We start from the raw sequence: 19,796 nt of genomic DNA, 5'->3' as shown, positions 1-19,796 counted from the left end.
CTGAACCGACTCACCGTATGCTTGAGAACAAAGGATCCGATGAAGCGTCAAGCCAGCGTCGATTGCTGCTTGAATATCTCGACCGCTTCCGTGTCCGACCGCCTTCAGGCCTTCGCGAATTATGCTGAACTGTTCAGGAGAAAGCTTCCCCGCGGTTCGCAATGACTCGATCATCCCAGCGCACCCGCCGGTTTCTTTCCGCCCGACCAAGCCTCTTTGGGCGAGTGCCAGCTGAACAGGCAACGTTCCGGACAAAATTGTCATCGCGTGCTCAGGACGACCGCTTTTTCGCAGAGTTCCCGCCATTGTCACCGCAGAGCGACAGTGGCTGATCAATCGCTGATCTCGGGCTGCTTTGTCGAGATGCTTCCCGACTTCTCGTGTGGATTTGCCCATTCTTGGACCTGATTCCTTCCGCAGCCACCATGGGTGACCGCGCACGACAAAGCCCAATCACCCGGTAGAAAACACGGAAACTACACCGCGTCGAACTTCTCGTTGCTCCCTGCCTGCGCAGATCGATGCTTCGATGGTTCCCGAATGATTGGGCTTTGGCATTCTCGCTCGTTCAGATTGTAGTTTGCGGCACTGTCACCTGTGGTCAGAGAAAACCACCGGTCAAGTCAATCAAGTTTTCTAGACTCGATCAACTGCCAAACGATGGCCGGATGATGCGCTTTTGCAAAACGAGTGTCAAGCGGAATCATTCAACGATTCGCAACCACGCCATTCGCGATGAAGCCAACTTCACGACGGTTTCTTACTCGGCGGGAGATCTTCCATCGGATCCTCGCGATTTCGAATTGCTTGCCACTGCTTGTGCGTTTTTGCTGCATGTCGCAATGCGGCCCTGATGTCCTCGCCTGCCATCCACCACACACCATTTCGCGGGTAATAGGGGATTTGGTGTTCGTTGATCCATTCCTTTACCGATCGATCGGTTTTAAAACCCATCGGAACCATCAGCTCCTTGTGGGTGATCGTCTCGCCGTCGCGAATTGCAAACACTGCACTCATCACTTAACCCATCACCTTTCAAGTTGCGTTCAAACAGCGGAAGCCCAAGGCAGTCCACGCCGTCGCCAGCGATCGTCAAACGTGAATCATGGACCGTTTCAGGTGTTGCGCGACACCCCAAAAGCGATCGCTACAAAACCGCCGCCCTCTCGAATCCACTGCCGCTGCAAAATGGACCAGGCTATTTTGCCGCTGAGACGACTAGAAAAGCCCTTTCTCCCGTCAATTGCGTGGATTCAGTCTCATTCTCCGGAAAAGTCATTCGGCTCGACAGACCATCACACTGCTCATTTGAGGGGCGAGAGCCGTTTGAACTAAACTGATATTGAGACGAACTCTGTGATTGAGATATCTCTCCTCGGGTGGGGGGACACCACGTCAATTGATTGCGGGAATGGCAAACTTCATCAGCATCGAACCGAACATGCTCACTTGGGCGGTGCAGCGTGCGCGTAAAGATGCTTCAGATTTCAAGCAGCCAGTACGAGAATGGATCGACGGAGGGCGGAAACCGACGCTCAAGCAACTGCAAGACTTCGCCCGCGCGGCAATGGTCCCATTGGGTTACCTCTTTCTAGAAACTCCGCCGGAAGAGAAGCTTCCAGTTCCAGATTTCAGAACACGACTGAGCAAAGAGGTTGAAAGTCCAAGCCCCAACTTGATTGACACCATTTTCGAAATGGAACGTCGTCAGGATTGGATGAGAGACTACCTCATTGATGCCGGGCAAGATCCACTTGAATTTGTGGGGAAATTTTCTGTCGATTCTGATGTGGTCGAAGTGGCGAATGACATCAGGCGAGAACTTGGCCTACCTCTCGACTGGGCTGAGCTGTGTTCGAATTCGTCGGAAACAGTTCGTGCATTTCGCAATGCCGTGAACAATGCCGGGATCCTCATCTTCTTCAATGGCATCGTTGGCAACACAACCCATCGAGTTCTCGATACGGACGAGTTTCAAGGCTTCGTGCTGGTCGACAACTACGCTCCTCTCATCTTCGTGAATTCCACAGACGCGAAAGCTGCCCAGCTTTTTACAATCGCGCACGAACTTGCTCACGTGTGGATCGGGCAAAGCGCTCTATTCAATGACCTGATGACGGACGAGAGCAGCCAGGGCATCGAGAGATTCTGCAACAAGGTCGCGGCGGAATTTTTGATGCCACGAGATGTCTTTACGGCCACCTGGAGGTTGCTGCCTGCGGGAGGGCGGCAAAGCGAACTCCAACGAAAGTTCAAGACAAGCCCCATCGCGATTGCAATCCGAGCGGTTGAACATGGGCTGATGAGCCGCAAGAAGTACGAGGAGTTTCTCGAAAAATACACCGAGCGGTTGGACGACGCCGACGTGCCAGAACCGACCAGTGGAAACTTCTGGAACAACCAAAATTCTCGTCTCTGCAGGAGGTTTGGGCAGGCGGTTGTCGCAGCAAACCAAGAAGGACGGCTTGGCCATATGGAGGCCTACGAGCTGACGAACCTGCGGGGCAAGACTTTCGACAAGTACGCAAAACGAATCTTAGATGGAGCTGGTGAATGACAGACGAATCGTTCGTGATGGATGCGGATTCGTTCATCAGCTCTCACAGAATGCACTACGGGTTTGACTTCTGCCCAGGCTTCTGGTCGGCGATCCTAATGGCGCATCGTCAACGCAGACTCGTCAGCATTGCCCGGGTGAAGGACGAGCTTGCTGGATCCGAGGATGAGCTTTCGGATTGGGTGAAGCAAATTGCACCTGAGTCATTTTTTGCGAAGCTCGACAATCAAGGCGTGCTTGTTAGCTACACCGAGATTTCTGAGTTCGTCCAAAACAGCACGCAGTACAAAGCCTCAGCAAAGGCAAAGTTCCTGGATGGCGCTGACCCCTGGCTGATTGCTTACGCGAAAGTCAATCGCTGCACGATTGTCACCCATGAAGTGCCAGCGCCACTTTCGACGACAAAAGTGAAGATCCCCGATGCGGCGAAGCATTTCAACGTGGATTGCATCGCACCTTACGAAATGCTCAGACGGCTACCTGGCTGCCTGACGTACCAAGAAGAGTCGGGCGACCGAGATCTTTTCTGAATCGTTCACGTTCGAGTTACTGAGCAAAGCGAGCCACCTTCCCGCCGGCCAGTCACCGCTTCCTCATCGCCCGGCTTTGCCGCTCAAACTCTGGCCCCACGTCTCTCGAGATTGAAATCACAACGCGTCCGGACCTGATGTCGTCCATAGCCTTCGCGATGCACCGGGGCGAAGGGATGTGCGAGAGCTTTTGAAAGCCTCCCGGTGAATAACGCCTGGCGTCGAGAACAACCAGCTCACATGCATCTGCGAAAGAGAAGCCGTGCAATCGCATCAGGCCTTCAACCTCTTGGGATTTCATCAGGTCGGCGGTGACAGCCGCGGGTTCTTCAGATGACTCAGCTGCTTGGCGTTTGATGAGCTGTGACAAAGACTTGGCTGGAGCAATCATTTGGTTCGCCAATAGGCTGCAACGGTACCGAAGTGATATCATGTCTTCAGCAGAGGCAAGCCGCACCTCGCTTTCCAGTCTTGCCAATTCAACAGCAAGGCCGATCGCACCAAACCACACTTGCAGGACTGCTCTTATGACACCTTCCCAATTCTCGCGCCAGAACCGTCGCAAAGCAATGGCTGCTGGCGGGCTGGCTGATCACCTCGCTGCGAACCCGCTTTCTCAGCAAGTTGCCGCGGATCCCCGCTGGCAAGCAATGCAGCAGCGTCGGCGACGAGCAACCAACGCAACGCAGACCATCGAAAACGTCTTCGGCTTCGATGCAGCTGCTCAACAGACCCCGCTCGTGAACGGTGCTCGCATGGCGCACGATCGTGCGAACCAGATACAGTCTCGCATGGCAAACGTTGCAACGATGGGCCAGCAAGCCGCTTCGTCTCAGGGACACACAGACAACTTCGGTATCACGACTCGGCGCGGTGTTGGAAACGCTGGGCCGTCGATGGGAAACCAAAGTGCGATCGATGCGGCCTACGCACAACGAACTGCCAGACGTGCCGCAAAACCGACCGCTCGAATTGGTAAGGGCGCTGACGGGAAACCCATGGTCGCACAAGGCGTGACGATGGATCAGCTGTTCCCAAGTGCGTCGGATGCCGGCAGCCGAGCCAAGTTCGAAGCCGCTCAGTCCGCCCGTGCTGAACGGAAAGCTGAGGCTCGCAGTATGCGACAAGACCAATTGGCCCAACAGCGTCAAGCTGCGTTGGCGCAACAGAGCCAAACCCCAGTGATCAATCCGTTCATGAACCCGATCGCTCTTGAGGCGATGCGGCGGGATCCAACGCTGGCACTCGGCGCGGTGAACAACTTGAACGAATCGCTGCAAGGGCGATCGCGGTTGGACCAGATTGCTTCACAAGCCCAGCAGCAGAACGCATTGGCGAACAAGCGATTCACGCTCGATGACTTTGTTCAGCGTGCTGGTGTCGACAATCAGGGCCAGATGACGACAGCGCAGATCGCTGACATGGCTGCACGCCAAGGTGTCGCGAAGGATTCCCTTGGCCTTCGTCGCGATGAGCTTGCTTTGCGGTACGGCGAGATGCAAAACGAATTTGCCAACCGAGATCGAATGACTGAGGAGGCGATCCAGGCCGGTCAGTACCAGCGCAGCCCCGAGTACCTGAACCATCAGCTCAAGCTCGCCGGCCGAGAAACTGGCAGTAGCGATGCGCCACTCACGCCGGCCGAGAGCTTCCAGGCGTCGATGGCGTTCTCTTCGCAGGATCCTGAGAGCCAGGCCAGTGCAATCGACTGGGGGGCAAACGCCATTCGACAGAATCCAGAGCGGGCAGGTGAGATCAGTCAGATGGTTGGCGCCAGCGATGAAGCCTTGCTGCAGAAATACGAGGAAGCTTTCCAAAGCCCGCACTGGCTATTTGAAGATGACAACGATGGCGAGATGCAGAAGGCGAGAATCGAACGAATCGGCTTGATGCTTGACGCTCGCGGGATCCCGCGTCCCGATCTCGATCGGAAACTGCCGTGGATGCAAGAGTTTTTGGGATGGAGCTATGCGAACCCGAAGCACACGGGCCGGGCGCTCGATGATCTGCTTGCGGCCGCCGCCGAACAAGCGGAGTAGAATAGCAGGATCGAGCAGGCGATTCCGGGGCAGCCCGTCACCCATCTCATTCGTGACTGGCAGGTGAGCTTGAAGATGGACGTCAACAAACTGCGAAAGGACAAGGCATCGCGTGCAATCGAGGTCTGCGCGCTGCGGGTGGTTCTCCATTCGAAGTTCAATCAGCGGATGTTCATTGATTTGGAAACCTCGCCAGAAAGCCCACACATGATCTGGCTGTTTGTCGGGCCAGAGTGCGAAACGATGACCAGTCGCCAGCACCAAGAAATGGCAGATGTTATCGCCGAGAGCTGGGAGAAATTTGACGGCGTGGAGCTGATTGACCGTCATGGAGAGGTGCTCGCCAGATCTCACTTTGATGAACTCGACAAGGATCGCCGGCGGGAATGAACACCGAGTTCGTTTCGGTGTATGGCGAATTCGCCGCCAGAGACGTCGCGACGGGCCACACCACAGGGCTCGGCACTCGTCACTCAGGCTCTAAGCGAGCGAGCCAAGATGGCTTGCCTTTGGCCGCTGGAGACCAGCAAGGCGAATTGATTCCTTTGGCCGTTGGCTATCAGGAAGCCTCGCAGTCGCCACCAGCTTGATGTGGGTAACGAATGAACGAATCAACGTCTGACAAACGGCCGCATTGGTCGACCAATTGGCACTCCTTCGGAAATCTTAGCAGCCTGTTTCCCGTTGACACATTTTGCTTCGAGCGAAAGATCCCTTTACAGATTCAAATTAATCAAAAGATGCCGGGAAACGAGCGGTCTAGCACTTGAGCCGCGGCTCCCGATTGCCCGAACGGAGCAAGGCTCAGCCCTCAGGCGCCGCCGCAACTCTTCTCTCGCGTGATACGAAATGATCAGCTCAGGCGAGCGATTGGATGTCCCAAGGCAAGCCGCGAGCCACGCGGTCAAGAAGGCCCACAGAAGCGATCGCCTCCTTTGCTCGCCGAGGTCACATTGTTCATTTGAGAGTCCGGAAGCAGCGTCGAAACATTCGTGATCAAACCTTCGATTGGTCCTGACGAAAGGCGACAGTGGCTGTCGTGTCCGCCGATGGCGCAAATGCAAAAGGAGATGCGTCGACCCGGGTGACTGGATGAATCGATTCCCCGTCATGTATGAAGCTGCGACACCTGCCACCCTGCTTTGACGCGTAAAGTGCGGAATCCGCTCGCTTCGAGGCAGAACGGAACGTGTCATCATGTTCGACGAGAGTTGCACCACAGCTTGCCGTGATTCTCGCCGCCGGATCCACACCATGCGAAAACGTACAGCTGGACTGCAATCGGTCAGCGATCGAGTTCGTTTCTTCAATCGACGACGACGAGAACAGGACCGTAAATTCCTCGCCACCGTGGCGACAGACGTCCCAATCCGGATCGCTCGCTGCGGAAAGTTTGAAAGCCACCTCTCGGATCACTTCATCGCCAACATCATGCCCGTATAAGTCATTGATCGACTTGAATCGATCGATATCGATCATCGCCAGTCCAAATACCGGTGAGTCACCTACCCGCCCCCGCTGGCGTCGTTCGAACGCGTGGTCGCCAGCGCGGCGGTTACCAATGCCGGTCAGGCTATCTGTAAGGGAAGCGAGTTCTGCCGTTCGAAGTCGCTTTTGCCTTGCGATCGACATCGCAGCCATGCGGGTCAGCAACTGCCCTGCCAGATGCTGCTTCGGCAGAAAATCTTGAGCCCCAGCTTCGATGGCGGCAACTGCAACATCGTGTCTGTCGTCACCGCTCAAGACGAAGATTGGTGTGCTTGGATGGGCGGTACTGACATGCTTCACGGCAGTCACGCCATCGCTGTCTGGGAGCCCCAAGTCGAACACAACCAGATCATAAGTTTCCAGCTCGAGTCTGTTGGACGCTTCTGCTGCCGTGCAGACGTGGTCAATGTTGAAGGTGATGTCAGGGGACCGCCTCAGCATCATCTCGACGAACTTGGCTTCTTCGACGCGATCTTCCACATGGAGAAGGTTGATTCTCATTTGCTTCCTTCTCCCGAAGTGAGTTTTGTTCATGGCTCCAAGCTTCAAAGCGTCATCAAACTTACCCCACGAACTTCACGTTGGAGAGAGAATTATCCAGACTGCTGGCGGATAAGCAGATGCACCCAACCGAAACGGTTCGACAAAGAGCTCATTCTGCAGCAGCTGCTATATTCAAAGGGGGAGCTTCACCGTTCTTATCCGCAAAATGCGAACCCAGAGTCCAGGAAGCTCAACGACTGAATCAGCTCTTAATCGACTGGCAGTTGATTGCCGGGTACTTGCGATTCAGTCGATGGAATAGCCAGAAAGCGGGCTTGCCAGCTTCGTCGAAGTACGGGTCATCTTCGTCCAGTTTTCTGACCTCAAACTCAAGTGTTTCCAGCTCTTGCTCGATCGCCTGTTTGAAACGTCTCTTTAGCTCGGCAGCCGCTTCGACTTCTGAGAACTCGATTGGCAGTTCCTGGAGGTCAGACCAACACAGTGCCATCAGTCGCAAACCGACGGGTTCGTGACCGGTAGGATCTTGCATCTCGACGGCAAACGGTTTCGTTGCAACTGGCATGGATTCTTTCTTGTGAGTGAGCTGAATGCTTTGACACAGCTTGTTGATGATCAAGTAGACCAGCATGCGTGATTTGGGAACACACCTATTGCCTCCCCGCAGACCAGGCTTCCGCTCAGCTGAAAGAAGTCTGGAGTTCACATGTCTTGGATTTGAAAGCTTGGCAACTGCTGAATTCTGGCGATTGGGTCACAGGGAAATGCAGGAGACAGGCCCTCTACTCTTTTCCGATTGGGCGTCGCGCTCGGACCAAGCAAGAATTTGACACTCGGCACCCGGCGATGACCCCGATATACAACGACAGCCTCTATCCGATCCAGCGTCTGGTTCAAAGGCAGAAGTCATTTTCAATCCGCCTGGGAATAGGTGTTTCTGCAAAGGACACGGTTGCATCACAGATGCTCGCGTCACTCAGATTCGCATCCCAAAGAGACCGCCAGATTTCAATCATCACTGACGAGCAGCGATGTCTGGCGAATCGGACTAGTTGGCACAATCACACGTCAGTGAAGCCGAAAGATAAGCCGAAGACGCTGAAAGCCAATGCCTTTCCGGCGACTGACCGTGGTGCCCCGGATACAGCCGCCGGACTAGCATTGCCCCGCTGTAGATATCGACAGTCCATTTACTTGACTTGATGGTTGGATCTGCTCATTACACGTCTCCCGAAACCGTCCAGGCTTGCTCAATATTCGTGTCGGGGGACCCGGTGGTTTTGGTCGAAAGTGAAAAGACTGGCGAGAGCATGTGCCCTTTTCTCTCGCCAGACGCGTCAGTGAAGCTGAGCCCCGGTTTCACTGGCGCTGTTTTTTCTTTTGAAAGCAATCGCCTGCAGCAATGCTTGCAATCAGGCTGACGCTCTAGTAATTGATTTGTCTTGAAAAACTGAGAATTGCCTGGGGTGAGCCTTCCAGAATGACGATAGTAAGTCTAGCGACGGAGCTAAACCAGCGTCGTTGGCAACCGCCCGGCTGAGCTTGCCCTGCTCTTCTGGGCATTTTTTATGCGCTATCAATTGCCTGCGGGAGGTTGGGTGCCTTCGCGATCGGTTCCCTCCAACTCAGCCTTGCCCGCCTCTTCAAAGTATGGATTGTCGCTGTCAAGCTTCTTGCCTCTGAAATCCAACGAATCCAGTTCTGATCCAATCGCTGCCCTCAGCCGTTTCTTTGGTTCCGCGGCGGCTGCCTCTGACAGGTCAGGTGGCAAAACTGCAATTCCGATCAGCACAAGACGAGCAATCGCAGGCCAGTAGGCTCATTTACTGCTGGATCGGGCATGTCGACATCAAAGGGTTTGGTGGCAACTGACATAGGTTGGTTTCCATGTTGATTGTTGGTGCGTTGGATCCCGCGATTCCAAGTGGAACACACCAACTCTGAATGCCGACTACCTCAACGTCCCGCCAACCTGAAAAAAGTCCTGTGCCCACATGTCGTGGACATGAACTTTCTTGATCCATTGTTTCGCCGAAGCGACTTCGCCGAGCAGCAATCGCATCAATCCTTCAGCTCTAGCCCGTTCGGGCGTGGGCACAGGACCAAGGACGATATTGATCACTGGAAGATCAATCCTCTTCGATGACTCACAGCGTCGCCGAATTGATTTGCAAATTGAGTTCAAAGCCAAGCCATCGGTCTCCGGAATTCGGTAGCCTACAAAATTGATGAATTCGGCACCCTGAATGAACTGCTCTGCGCAATTCCAGAGCCATTGGTTCGCTTGACTGAACCCAAGTTTGCCAGTTCCAGGTATCGCCATTGCGAACTCATCAAACTGGCGATCGTCACCAATCGTTTCATCGATCCCGCACTGCTGGATAGCTCCATTGACTCGCTTCCAGTCGACGCTGCCATGCATTTTCAACAAGGGGACCTTCCCCTGGAAACTTCGTTCATCTGTAAGCGAGGGAGCCCCGAGCAGGGTGAACAGGCCGCTGATGTTGAGCGACTCCACAATCGTGTCGTAGTTGAAGCTCACAATGACATCCTTTCCGACTTCGAGTCCGCTTGCCCATTGCTGATACGCAAGACCTCGCTCGCCATTGATTGCTCTGCCATTTGAGTAGCAACAGGTGACTTCAGCAGCGAGACGGCGGAGAGATGCTGCAAGAAGTCTGGACCAGAAGCCCGGGCCCGCGTTTTCGCGATACGGGGCAAAAGCTGACTCGGGGTTCTCCGCCCATCCACTGAGCACCTCAAGGTACTTTTCGGGATCTTGCCAGGCGGCTGGAACGGGCTTGCTTTCAAGAACTAGCTGCCCCGAACCTCTCGCATACTCCCGTCCAACTTGGCTGAGGCCTTCATGCAATCGCTCAAACCCCGATTGTCGCGGATACTCAGCAGCGACCAGCATCTCCATTTCTGGCGAAAACAGCTCGTGAAAGAGCGGTGCTCCGAGGTGGCGACTGAAGCCGGCGCCGAGGATCCAAACTCGCTTGCCTTCGTATTCTGGTTGTACCACGTCTCTTGCCCTGGCTACGCAATATTTGGCTGTGCGGCTACAAACGAACGGACCGCAAGCAATTCGTGAATCTAAACTCAAAGCGATCGCCTTAGCAATGAGCTTTCACGCTTGCGGCCCGTACCGCGAGATCTGGCCGGCGGGAGGTTGGTGCCACCACATATCTCCACCTTCCCAGCCTGGCAATTCGCGATACCTCAGAGCCATGTCGATCAGTAGTCTCTTTATCTGGGGTTTTCTCGGAAAAACGCATTTGTAACTTCCCCCTTGAGGCACAAAGCGGCAGTGGTTCTGATGCCGTCGATTCACCGCAAAACGTCAACCAATCAGGAGACCCCAGTGTCAGCCGAAACAGAAATGCTTCATTTGTTCAGGCGGGCCATGGACAAAGCCAACTCGCGTGACGGTTCCGGCTTTCGTTTTGTCCACGGCACTTTCGATGGAGTAAACGAATCACGCGCTGAGGAATGGAATGCCACCAACGTTAGTCAGCGTGCAGTGGGTGAAATCACCGGATATTCGTTTGGCAGAGAACGAGCTTTTACCGTGCTTTTGTTCCGTGAAGATTCTCACGCCCCTTTGTGGTTCGACTTGCTGCTGCCACTCTCTGAGCCGATCGTTTTTCCTCAAGATGCTCCAGCACAATTCAACTTCCTGAGCGATCAAGCGGCTGGGATCCAATTGAAAATGATCCCGTCCAGCAGAAACGGCGAAACGCGGATGTTAATAGGCGGTCTCAAAGCTCATGGGATCGCTGATCCAGACGGTTTCGGACTTTCAAATGCAATCCATCACCTTTCGCTTGTAGAGCTCGGTGTCGTTTCAAGGGCTACGGGAGGAGGGCATGACGCGTGGTCGAGCACGATAGCCGAAATGGTAGAGCACGGAGTCGATGAATATGCGGGCATTCAAACGACCGAGAGCGGACTGACTCCGATTCTGGAAGCGATTCTACCTTTAGAAACGACGAGCCAATGGGCGGTGGTCCCCTGCACTTCGATCAACTCGATTCTCGTGTATGACAGGACCAGCAATGCAGCGATCTCCAAATTGGTTGACGTGCAGCGACAGGGGTTTGTGATAGCAAACGCAGTCGTGGATGGGCCGAATGGTGAGCGAATCTTCGGATGTCTGATTCGCTGCATGATCGACTTGCCAAAGGCGACAGACAGCGTCCGAAATCTCTACAATTCGCTGAAGGCCTGATTGCACCCGGCTTGGCTGGCAGCACGCGTATCGCGAGCGAGTGTTACAGCTCCAAAGCACTGGCTTGCGATCGCGAGTGAGCAGGGCCGCGAACCGCCAGCTAGTTTCTCGCTATGGCAGGGGTTTGCCGGCGGGAAGGACTGCTTGCCCCCCTAAATCGCAAGGGCAATGAAAGCGACCAATACGATGGCACACGCCATCCCGAAGAGCCAGTCGATTATCTTCAGTGTTGATTTCAATGAGAATCGCCGGGAATCCATCATTGCATTTTCCTTCTCGCAGCAAGTGTGAACTATCGCTTGCAAATGATCTCAGTTTACTTGCCGAAAGATCAATTCCGTTTTCCAACCCGAGCAGCGTCTCTTGAAGGCGTGGAATTTTTGCTGCTAGAGAAAATTTCTGACGCCTTAGAAACTGGAAAAATACTTCGGGAGAGATATACATACACTGTGTCGCCGAATCGGGGTCGGGCCACCCCCGTCGACGACTGCTGTCCTCTGCGATGAACCGGAATCACAAGCCAAGCAGCCAATTGAAATGTTTGAAGCCACGGTCAGGACACTTTCGACCGAGTCCGCAATGAGTCGGCCTCTGCTCTGGATCGCACTTGCTCCCGAACTTCCTGAGGAAGAGCATGCCAAATGCCATGGACGATATCCGCGAGTGGTGTGCAATCTGGTGTAACTCGCATGCCCTCATTGCTTTTGCCCGTCTTTTCCGCGGTCGGTAGAGTCCTAGCGGGGTAGCTTGCTGGTAAGTCAGCGAAAGCCGGTTGAAGACAGACCCTGTGATTCACGGGTTTCTCTTCAGTCGGCTTTTTTTGTGTCCCGAGATCGGCACCCTGCCTCGCACCGTTGGTGGTGAGCTTTGTGGTGTTTTCAGGGTCTCCCGTTTCGGCGACCGCGAGGAGGGCCAGCGAAACTGGCTGGCAGGTTTGCGTATCGTGATCGGGGCGTCGTCATCGTTCCGGCCCATGATGATCGCGGGCATTCTGATGGGCGTTTGCACCAGCAGTCACGCACCTAAACTCGAGGCGTCCCAAACGACAACTCAGCCACGGTGACAGTCACCGCAGCCGAAATCAACGCTTGGACGATTCGCGGTCCAGGTTCTGGTCAATGGCTGACGACGGAGGCGATGAGATATCTCATCAATCTTCAGTCGACAATCTTCAATCGAAAATTCCCTAGTGAGCGTGAGCTTCTTCTTTGAAGTCGCCCGAGTACGGTGTTCCGTCAATCACGCCCGTCATGCTGCCTTCGTACTCTTGGACGACGCCAAGCTTTTCATGCGTGCCGATGAATCGCGAGGCTTTGCCATCGGGATCGCTTTCTTCCGGTGCCGCATTCAGAGTCACGGTCATTTCCGGCTCGACGATGTTCAGCTCAATGGTTTCTGCATCGATTGGGGTGGGCGTCTTTTCATCGCCACCTAGCACGTACACCGTCGCTTGAGTCTTGTCGTGATCGACTGTGAATTCGACGTGGTACTTTCCGCCACCCCAGTCTGCGATCGTGCCGTCGTGAGGGCCAGCTCCATGACCATGGCCGACAACACTGTGATCAATTCCGTCGCCTCCGGCGTGTTCGTGACCGGAATGATTGTCGATTTGGGCCGGTGGTTCGTTGACCGGCGTTTTTTGGCTGCAGCCAACGTTCATGACGAGGCTGATGGTCAAGAGTGCGTAGTTGAGTGACTTCATCGTACGTTTCCTTTTGAGTTTGCGGCGGTGACAATTCTGTGGCGATTGGAGAAGCCACTGTCAAAACCGCGAATTGAAAAAAACAATCCAATCTTTCGATCTAAAAGTCTTCTTTCTTCGATCGCAAATCTTCAATCGTGATTGCCTTGCCGCTGAACTTCCAAAACAGTCCGGGGTGAATCAAGAATTCGCAGAACGTTGACGTGGTCAATCCACCGAGGATGACCGTTGCCACCGGGTAAAGAATCTCACGTCCAGGTTCTTGCCCACCCAACACCAATGGGATCAGTCCAATGCCCGCGGTGAGTGCCGTCATCAGCACAGGTGCAAGTCGTTCGAGACTTCCGCGAACGATCATCGCTTCCGAGAACTCTTCGTCTTCCTCTTTCATCAGGTGGAAGTAGTGCGTCACCAGAAGAATCCCGTTGCGAACCGCGATCCCTCCGAGCGAGATGAAACCAACCAAGCTGGCGACCGTGAGGCTTTGCTGCGTGATGACTAGAGCCAGCACGCCGCCGATGAAAGCGGTCGGCAGGGCGTTGAGAATTTGCAGGACGATTCGCACCGATGGGAACAGCAGCATCAGCACCACGAACATGCCAACGACGGAGATGCCGGCCAGAACGATGATTAGCTGAGTCGCACGCTGCTGGCTTTCAAACTGCCCGCCATACTCGATGAAATAGCCGACCGGCATCTGCACTTCAGCGCCGACTCGTTGTTTGATTTCACCCACTGCACTGGCGAGATCGCGGCCCTGCGTGTTGCAGCGGATCACGATCCGTCGGCGGGCGTTTTCGCGATTGACGGAGTTTGGCCCGGTGCCTTCGCCGATGTCAGCGACCTCTCGCAGCTCAATCTGTCCGCGTTCGGTTTCGTCGGCGTGATGCGGCAAGTCAATGCGAAGACGACCGAGATTGGCATAGTCCGTCCGATACTCCTCTTCCAAGCGAACGAGCAGATCAAAACGACGTTGGCCTTCGAGTACCTGCGAAACCACCTCGCCTTGCAAAGCCGTTTGCAACACGTTGGCAACATACTCTCGCGTCAATCCGTGCAGAGCCAAATCGTCCGCACGCAATTCGATATGCAACTCAGCCGTCTCGCGAATTGGTTCGACGATCGGCGGCGTGATGCCAGGAATGTCTTGGATTGAGCTTTTGACTTGCTCGGCGACTCGGCCAAGAGTGTCGAGGTCATCGCCGTGAATCTTGATCGCGATTTGAGCGTAGACGCCAGAAACCATGTGGCTGATCAAGTGGGCAAGCGGTTGTTCGACTTCGATGTCCACGCCCGGCGCTTCATCGCTGAGCTTCTCCAACAGCTCGGCCAGGATTTCCTCGCGATTGGTCTCGGAATCCGGGTTGATGCTGAGGATGTATTCGCCGAAATTCACTGGCGACGCATGTTCGTCCATCTCAGCCCGACCGGTTCGACGAACGAAAGACAGGATTTCTCCATCGGGCCTTTCATCGGTCTTTTGCATTGATTGAAAGACCGCGTCGATCGAACGCGAAACTTGGTTCGACGCGTCGAGTGACGAACCAGGCGGAAGGGTCACGTTCACTTGGACGCTGCCTTCGTCGAAAGGCGGCAAGAAGTTTCTGCCCAGTTGAGACATTTGCCAAGCCGCGAGTGCAACGGCAATCCAAGTCAGGACCAACAGCGTGCGAGGCATCGCCATGCTAAGTCGTATCAGCGGCGTGACGAGTGTCTTCAGCCCGCGTAGCAAGAACCCGTCGCCTTCGCGGTGAGTCGCACCTGACGTGGGCAGCAAGTAATACGAAAGCACCGGTGTGACAGTCATCGACACGACGAACGATGCAAGAATCGAAACGATGTACGCAAACCCGAGTGGCGTGAACAAACGCCCTTCCACGCCCGAGAGCGCGAACAGCGGCAGAAACGAAAGAATGACGACCGCGGTGCCGAAAACGATCGAGCTGCGAATCTCTTTGCTGGCTTCGAAAACAATGACGATTGAAGATTGCCAATTGTCGATTGGTTGGGCGTTGTTTTGTTTCAAGCGACGGAAAATGTTTTCGACGTCCACAATCGCGTCGTCGACCAATTCGCCCATGGCAACGGCGATACCGCCGAGCGTCATGACATTGATTGACAGTTCACTGCCACTGAGGATTCCGACCAGACGGAAGACGAGCGTCGTCAGCACAAGCGATAGCGGAATTGCGGTCAGCGTGATGAACGTCGTGCGAAAGTTCAGCAGGAATAGGAACAAGACGATGATGACCAGCACCGCACCGATCACGAGTGCTTCGGCAACGTTGAAGATTCCACGGTCGATGAAGTTTTTCAACCGAAACAGTTCGCTGTTGACGATGATGTCGGCAGGCAGCGACGCTTCGACCTCCGCGAACGCCGCCGCAACATCGTCGGTCAGTTTTCGCGTGTCGACATGCGGTTGCTTGACGGTCGTGAACACAATCCCTGGCCGTCCGTTGACGCTTCCGTCGCCACGTTTCAGTTGAGGTCCCTCGGTGACTCGAGCGACCTGATCGAGCAACACGGAGCGTTTGGGATTGCTGCCGACAGGAACCTTTTTGAGGTCTTCAATAACAACACTCGGTTGCGGCCCGAGTCGCCCAAGCACACGAATCGGACGCTCTGTCTCGCCCGTCACGGCAAATCCGCCGCTCGTGTTGATGTTGCTTTCCCGCAGTGCTTTCTCGACGTCCTGCACCGTGATGTCGTATTCCAGCAGTGCCGTGGGGTCGATTAGGATTTGATACTGCTTTCGATCGCCGCCCTGCATGAAGACTTCCGCGACGCCGGTTGTTTTCAACAGCCGAGGCCGGATGATCCAATCCGCGATCGTACGCAGTTCAAGTTGTTGCTTGGCGTCGGAATAGAAATTGGCTTCATAAGTTCGTCCGTCGATCTCAATCGTCGCCGTCCCAACGTTCGGTTCCTCTGCTGCTGACCAGTCAATCGATTGCGTCGCAAGTTTCTCCCACGTTGCAAAGTCGTGTCGATCGCCTGGTCGCCAAACTTCGATGTGCGGCGTTTGACCATCGGCCACGGTCATTTCCGCCATCAGATTGGTCGTGCCGACTTGAGCAAGCTTTCCGCCGTCGGGACCGTCTTGTCGATAGATACCCGCGACGACGATCTGGCCCATGATCGAAGAGGGCGGTGTCATCTGAGGCCGAATTCCCGCTGGCAAGATTCCTTCGAGTGTTGTCAGTCGTTCTTGCACGGTTTGACGTGCCGCGCGGATCTCGGTCGACCAATCGAACTCGACAAAGATGATGTTCAAACCCGAGGTCGACTGACTGCGAACAGCTTGTACACCGTTGGCACCCATCAATGCGATTTCGATCGGCTGTGTGACCAGCGTTTCGACTTCTTCGGTCGCCAAGCCTGGTGCTTCAGTGATGATGACCACGCGAGGCCGGTCGAGGTCGGGAAAGACGTCGATCGGCATTTGCGTTGCCAGGTACGAGCCATAGACCAGCACGACCAAACTGATTACGACGACCAGCATGCGGTAACGGAGCGAGTATTTAATAATGAAATCGAACATGTTTATTGTCGATTTAAGAACGAAGATTGAAGATTGGATTTGACGCGATCTTCATTCGACGAACTTCAATCGTTATTCGGCCTTTGCTGTTTTCCGAGATGCAACCATGATGGCGGTGCTTTGATTTGCTTCGTCGAGGAGGGGTTCGACCTTCTCCTTCGCTAATAATTGGCCTTCGATGATCAGTTCGAGCCAGTAGCAGCTTTCGTTTGCCTCTTCAATCAACATTCTTCAATCAATGCGCAGCATGCACCGTTCCGTCCGGATGGACGTGCAAGCCGGGTTGCTCGCCGCTGGCTGTTTGCGATTTCAAGACTCGGTTCAACGATGCCGCGGAACTCTGGGCCAAGTAGCTTCCGCGAGGAATGCTGCCGTCGTTGGCGATCACGATTGACTGACGGTCTTCGTGCAGGACACGAACTGGGAACCGTTTGAAAAGGTCGCCATTTTGACGGAACACATACGCCTCCGGGCCTTCCCGAACCACGGCTTCCGCAGGCACAACGATGACATTTTCAAGCTGTTCGACCGGCACACGGATCCTTGCTCGTTGACCGGGGCGGAATCGCCAAACCAAGAACTGCTTTCCTGATTTCGTGTAGGCGTGAGACTGATTCGACAACGGAACAAAGAAGTCGAAGGTGCGGCTGTCAGGGTCGATCGAATTCGATAAATGCCGAATGTGAAACGTTTGCGAGATCTTGGGCCAATCGCCGGCATCGTCTTCCGCAAACTCGATCTCGACGGGACGGTTCTCCGCCGCTGCCTTCTCCAAGTACGACGCCTCGCGTTTGAAGGCGTGACCAACGACGTACAGCGATTGATGGTTCGATAGCTTGGCGAGCAACTGACCGGCCTGCACCTGCTGGCCCATCTCCACGCTCAACTCTTGAACCTCATAAGCCACTTCGTTCGGTGAGGCGGAATCGGTGATCAGACTGGCTTGCTGAACGGGAGTGTTTGGTTCGCCGATCGAAGCGATTTGTCCAGCCAATGGCGGCGGAGCGGCGACTTCGATGGTTGAGACAAACTGCCCTTCTTGTTGAACGAGATCAATCTGCTCGGGACGCAAGCCTCGCGTCAGCAAATCTTGCCGAGAGGATTGGATGATCGCCCGTTGGCGGCTCATGTCTGCTCGCAGTTCGATCATCTTCGCCTTGGACACCGCACCAGTGCTAACGGCTCCAGACAAGCGATCGATCTGTTCCTGGATGATGCCCGTTTCTTGATTCGCCTTGAACAGTTGCGTTTGCGTGTTCTGCAAATACTCGCTGAACAATCGAAGCGTGAACAAGGCATCGCCCGGCCGCTTCGTATCGCCAGGAAATCCGTGGATCGCGGTCACGATGCCAACCGCGGGCGAGGTCACGCCACGATCCGATAGTCCCGGTCGGTCGGCAACGACGCCGGGGATCGTGACTGATCTCCAAAAGGCTTGCGGCTTCGCGGGAGCGGACGACAAGCCAAGGTTTTTCCTTGCTTGTTCGCTGATCTCCAGCACCGTTTGCTTTTCGGTTGGCTCGGCCGATGAGTGATTCGTCGGCGTTTCGCTCGCCTCTTTGCTACCGAGCAATTCGGCTCGGAAGAACCAAGTCGCTGCGACAACAGCGACGATGATCGCTGGCCCAAGGTATTTCATGATGGAAGATTTTCGATGGGAGACTGATGATTTGCAGGGATGGCGAGTCCTACCAACCCGATGCGCGCAAGGAACGTTGTGGTTGAGCGCACCCGCTAGCGCGTCGGCTTGGTCGGCGAAGAAAAAACCGACTGCGCAACGTGCTGCAATGTCATAGAAATGAAGAACGTGAAAATCGAAAACAACGATCTCAAATCGTCAGTTTTCAATCTTCAGTCGACAATTCACAGCCGAAGAGAGGCCGTGAGAAGATAGATGGGCAGCGTCCGATAGCGATCCGGCGGATCACTGGTGCGCCATCCTGGTCGAAGGTTGACGGGAAGCGGATCTGAAAAAACGACCCAGTCTGCCGAGTGGAACTCAAGCCCGATCGTCCCCGATGCTCGCGTCAGCGAATGACCCGATGCAGCCAAATAGAGGGCATCCGAATCGTGCTCGGCCGCTGGCGAAAGCAAGGCATCTTGCGAAGCCGAATCGTCTTCGCTGGCATGCTGATGATGGTCGTCATGTGAGTGAACATCATCATGAGCGTGACCATGCAGATGCACATGCGGCCGGAGAGCATGATCGTCCGGTTCAGCCACACCGCTACCCGCGTGCAAATGAGGCAAGCATTGCCCGAGCACAAAAAGCGGAATCAGCAGGAGTGAAAGAACACGGTTCATGCCAAACAACTTAACTGCCAATTCGAAGATTCGCTATAGCGACCCAGCAATTGACTACGGAGGAAGAATCGCGGCACGGGCATCTTCGATGCACAGAACTCAACGGAGTGTCAGCCGCATGATTCGCTGCCGATCAGAAATCCCCTGCGAGTTTCGTCGGTCGGCAATTTGATGCCCCAACTGGAAGTCACGAATAACGTGTCCGGTTTTCGAAGGCGAATTTCGTCGCTGAGCAATTGACCGCTACGCAGTCTGTTTTAGTTTTCTGCCGAGTGACCATGCGAAAATGATGGTCACGATCGTGGCAACGCATGAGTAGAGAACTCGTACCAAGTTCGATGGCATGTCGACCAACATCGAAGCGACAATCAAGAATGCGAGGTAGACGAGTGTGTAGGCAATTGCCAATGGGAACGATCTGCAACGTCCCATGACGCCGTGCCAACGTGCCGCAAAGAGACTGCCGTACAGCACGATTGCCGGTGTGAACACCGCAATCATCGCGAAAAGAGCGATCTGCTCCCGATTCAGAGACAATCCTGAAGTCAGCAACGACATCAAACCAACGCCCGCCGACAGAATGAGAATGCCGACGACCGAGAGCATCATAAGACGCCGTATCCAAGCCCTTCCGTCACGGTGAATGAATCGCCAGATCGCCAATCCAATTTGCTTGTCGAGTGATTCGATGCGATTCAGCATGACGACCGTTTCAGTTCCATGACAAAGTGGACGTACTCTGGCCAAATGCAATCGCCTCGTTTCGTTCGGTGCTCGTCCGTGGCCAACCGCAATCACGTGACCGAGACGAGTTTAACAAAACCAGCTCCCTGAAGAGCCTAAGTGAGTGTGATTGTGCGATAGCCCCGGTTGCCCATCTGCACAGTGTAGGAACTGAGT

Annotated in this window: 19 protein-coding genes; 6 read left to right on the top strand and 13 right to left on the bottom strand. The window is 54.7% G+C overall.

Annotated features, from left to right (window positions below):
• Together B2R17_RS22770 and B2R17_RS22765 are read right to left on the bottom strand one after the other, a co-directional pair.
• Positions 1 to 396: hypothetical protein (locus tag B2R17_RS22770; protein ID WP_286765806.1), on the bottom strand; the 396-nt coding region annotated here is incomplete at its 3' end.
• 351 nt (positions 397 to 747) lie between these two features.
• The gene (locus B2R17_RS22765; protein WP_286765805.1) at positions 748 to 1,017 is read right to left on the bottom strand and encodes a hypothetical protein; all 270 of its coding nucleotides are present in this window, start codon (positions 1,015 to 1,017) and stop codon (positions 748 to 750) included.
• A 394-nt stretch (positions 1,018 to 1,411) separates the two neighbouring features.
• Here B2R17_RS22765 and B2R17_RS22760 point away from each other — a divergent pair, with 394 nt between their 5' ends.
• The 5 genes from B2R17_RS22760 to B2R17_RS22740 all read left to right on the top strand — a co-directional run bounded on the left by B2R17_RS22760 (position 1,412) and on the right by B2R17_RS22740 (position 5,716).
• Positions 1,412 to 2,557, top strand: a complete 1,146-nt coding sequence (locus tag B2R17_RS22760; protein WP_286765804.1) for an ImmA/IrrE family metallo-endopeptidase — start codon at positions 1,412 to 1,414, stop codon at positions 2,555 to 2,557.
• A complete protein-coding gene (locus tag B2R17_RS22755) occupies positions 2,554 to 3,087 on the top strand; it encodes a DUF4411 family protein (RefSeq protein WP_286765803.1) in 534 nt (177 codons plus the stop codon). Before B2R17_RS22760 ends, B2R17_RS22755 begins: the two co-directional genes overlap by 4 nt.
• A 527-nt stretch (positions 3,088 to 3,614) precedes the next feature.
• Entirely contained in the window at positions 3,615 to 5,126 is a 1,512-nt protein-coding gene (locus B2R17_RS22750) for a hypothetical protein (RefSeq protein ID WP_286765802.1), read from the top strand.
• Positions 5,127 to 5,201: 75 nt separating this feature from the next.
• Entirely contained in the window at positions 5,202 to 5,516 is a 315-nt protein-coding gene (locus tag B2R17_RS22745; protein ID WP_286765801.1) for a hypothetical protein, read from the top strand.
• A complete protein-coding gene (locus tag B2R17_RS22740) occupies positions 5,513 to 5,716 on the top strand; it encodes a hypothetical protein (RefSeq protein WP_286765800.1) in 204 nt (67 codons plus the stop codon). The genes B2R17_RS22745 and B2R17_RS22740 overlap by 4 nt, the downstream gene beginning before the upstream one ends.
• A gap of 406 nt (positions 5,717 to 6,122) precedes the next feature.
• Here the strand turns inward: B2R17_RS22740 and B2R17_RS22735 are convergent, their stop codons facing one another.
• From B2R17_RS22735 to B2R17_RS22720, 4 genes are all read right to left on the bottom strand, one after another.
• On the bottom strand, positions 6,123 to 7,115 hold the full coding sequence (locus tag B2R17_RS22735) for a GGDEF domain-containing response regulator (RefSeq protein ID WP_286765799.1): 993 nt from the start codon (positions 7,113 to 7,115) through the stop codon (positions 6,123 to 6,125).
• Between the two features lie 244 nt (positions 7,116 to 7,359).
• Positions 7,360 to 7,746 carry a hypothetical protein gene (locus tag B2R17_RS22730; RefSeq protein ID WP_286765798.1) on the bottom strand — a complete coding sequence of 129 codons (387 nt, stop codon included), beginning with the start codon at positions 7,744 to 7,746 and terminating at the stop codon, positions 7,360 to 7,362.
• Positions 7,747 to 8,691: 945 nt separating this feature from the next.
• Positions 8,692 to 8,886 carry a hypothetical protein gene (locus tag B2R17_RS22725; protein ID WP_286765797.1) on the bottom strand — a complete coding sequence of 65 codons (195 nt, stop codon included), beginning with the start codon at positions 8,884 to 8,886 and terminating at the stop codon, positions 8,692 to 8,694.
• A gap of 180 nt (positions 8,887 to 9,066) precedes the next feature.
• Positions 9,067 to 10,140, bottom strand: coding sequence for a hypothetical protein (locus tag B2R17_RS22720; protein ID WP_286765796.1), 1,074 nt, complete (start codon positions 10,138 to 10,140; stop codon positions 9,067 to 9,069).
• 339 nt (positions 10,141 to 10,479) lie between these two features.
• Between B2R17_RS22720 and B2R17_RS22715 the strand changes: the two genes are divergently transcribed.
• Complete coding sequence (locus B2R17_RS22715; protein WP_286765795.1) at positions 10,480 to 11,346, top strand: hypothetical protein; 867 nt, start codon at positions 10,480 to 10,482, stop codon at positions 11,344 to 11,346.
• Positions 11,347 to 11,457: 111 nt separating this feature from the next.
• Here B2R17_RS22715 and B2R17_RS22710 read toward each other — a convergent pair whose 3' ends face one another.
• The 7 genes from B2R17_RS22710 to B2R17_RS22680 form a co-directional block, all read right to left on the bottom strand.
• Positions 11,458 to 11,790 carry a hypothetical protein gene (locus tag B2R17_RS22710; RefSeq protein ID WP_286765794.1) on the bottom strand — a complete coding sequence of 111 codons (333 nt, stop codon included), beginning with the start codon at positions 11,788 to 11,790 and terminating at the stop codon, positions 11,458 to 11,460.
• A 742-nt stretch (positions 11,791 to 12,532) separates the two neighbouring features.
• On the bottom strand, positions 12,533 to 13,048 hold the full coding sequence (locus B2R17_RS22705) for a hypothetical protein (RefSeq protein WP_286765793.1): 516 nt from the start codon (positions 13,046 to 13,048) through the stop codon (positions 12,533 to 12,535).
• Between the two features lie 100 nt (positions 13,049 to 13,148).
• Positions 13,149 to 16,592 (bottom strand): efflux RND transporter permease subunit, encoded by a 3,444-nt coding sequence (locus B2R17_RS22700; RefSeq protein WP_286765792.1) that lies wholly within the window; start codon positions 16,590 to 16,592, stop codon positions 13,149 to 13,151.
• Positions 16,593 to 16,664: 72 nt separating this feature from the next.
• Entirely contained in the window at positions 16,665 to 16,820 is a 156-nt protein-coding gene (locus tag B2R17_RS22695) for a hypothetical protein (RefSeq protein WP_008670908.1), read from the bottom strand.
• 7 nt (positions 16,821 to 16,827) lie between these two features.
• Positions 16,828 to 18,231 (bottom strand): efflux RND transporter periplasmic adaptor subunit, encoded by a 1,404-nt coding sequence (locus B2R17_RS22690; RefSeq protein WP_286765791.1) that lies wholly within the window; start codon positions 18,229 to 18,231, stop codon positions 16,828 to 16,830.
• 224 nt (positions 18,232 to 18,455) lie between these two features.
• Positions 18,456 to 18,896 (bottom strand): hypothetical protein, encoded by a 441-nt coding sequence (locus tag B2R17_RS22685; RefSeq protein WP_286765790.1) that lies wholly within the window; start codon positions 18,894 to 18,896, stop codon positions 18,456 to 18,458.
• 243 nt (positions 18,897 to 19,139) lie between these two features.
• The gene (locus tag B2R17_RS22680) at positions 19,140 to 19,598 is read right to left on the bottom strand and encodes a hypothetical protein (RefSeq protein WP_008670902.1); all 459 of its coding nucleotides are present in this window, start codon (positions 19,596 to 19,598) and stop codon (positions 19,140 to 19,142) included.
• Positions 19,599 to 19,796 lie beyond the last annotated feature (198 nt).

The organism is Rhodopirellula sp. UBA1907 (assembly GCF_002337565.1).
Taxonomy (GTDB): Bacteria; Planctomycetota; Planctomycetia; order Pirellulales; family Pirellulaceae; genus Rhodopirellula; species Rhodopirellula europaea.
Note: the sequence above shows the minus strand (reverse complement) of the source record. Positions and strands in the feature narration are given on the sequence as shown.

Excerpts from the sequence above, each read along its gene's own strand:
- B2R17_RS22765 (WP_286765805.1), bottom strand. The coding sequence starts at position 1,017 with ATGAGTGCAGTGTTTGCAATTCGCGACGGCGAGACGATCACCCACAAG.
- B2R17_RS22760 (WP_286765804.1), top strand. The coding sequence starts at position 1,412 with ATGGCAAACTTCATCAGCATCGAACCGAACATGCTCACTTGGGCGGTG.
- B2R17_RS22755 (WP_286765803.1), top strand. The coding sequence starts at position 2,554 with ATGACAGACGAATCGTTCGTGATGGATGCGGATTCGTTCATCAGCTCT.
- B2R17_RS22750 (WP_286765802.1), top strand. The coding sequence starts at position 3,615 with ATGACACCTTCCCAATTCTCGCGCCAGAACCGTCGCAAAGCAATGGCT.
- B2R17_RS22745 (WP_286765801.1), top strand. The coding sequence starts at position 5,202 with ATGGACGTCAACAAACTGCGAAAGGACAAGGCATCGCGTGCAATCGAG.
- B2R17_RS22740 (WP_286765800.1), top strand. The coding sequence starts at position 5,513 with ATGAACACCGAGTTCGTTTCGGTGTATGGCGAATTCGCCGCCAGAGAC.
- B2R17_RS22735 (WP_286765799.1), bottom strand. The coding sequence starts at position 7,115 with ATGAGAATCAACCTTCTCCATGTGGAAGATCGCGTCGAAGAAGCCAAG.
- B2R17_RS22730 (WP_286765798.1), bottom strand. The coding sequence starts at position 7,746 with ATGCTGGTCTACTTGATCATCAACAAGCTGTGTCAAAGCATTCAGCTC.
- B2R17_RS22710 (WP_286765794.1), bottom strand. The coding sequence starts at position 11,790 with ATGTATATCTCTCCCGAAGTATTTTTCCAGTTTCTAAGGCGTCAGAAA.
- B2R17_RS22705 (WP_286765793.1), bottom strand. The coding sequence starts at position 13,048 with ATGAAGTCACTCAACTACGCACTCTTGACCATCAGCCTCGTCATGAAC.
- B2R17_RS22700 (WP_286765792.1), bottom strand. The coding sequence starts at position 16,592 with ATGTTCGATTTCATTATTAAATACTCGCTCCGTTACCGCATGCTGGTC.
- B2R17_RS22695 (WP_008670908.1), bottom strand. The coding sequence starts at position 16,820 with ATGTTGATTGAAGAGGCAAACGAAAGCTGCTACTGGCTCGAACTGATC.
- B2R17_RS22690 (WP_286765791.1), bottom strand. The coding sequence starts at position 18,231 with ATGAAATACCTTGGGCCAGCGATCATCGTCGCTGTTGTCGCAGCGACT.
- B2R17_RS22685 (WP_286765790.1), bottom strand. The coding sequence starts at position 18,896 with ATGAACCGTGTTCTTTCACTCCTGCTGATTCCGCTTTTTGTGCTCGGG.
- B2R17_RS22680 (WP_008670902.1), bottom strand. The coding sequence starts at position 19,598 with ATGCTGAATCGCATCGAATCACTCGACAAGCAAATTGGATTGGCGATC.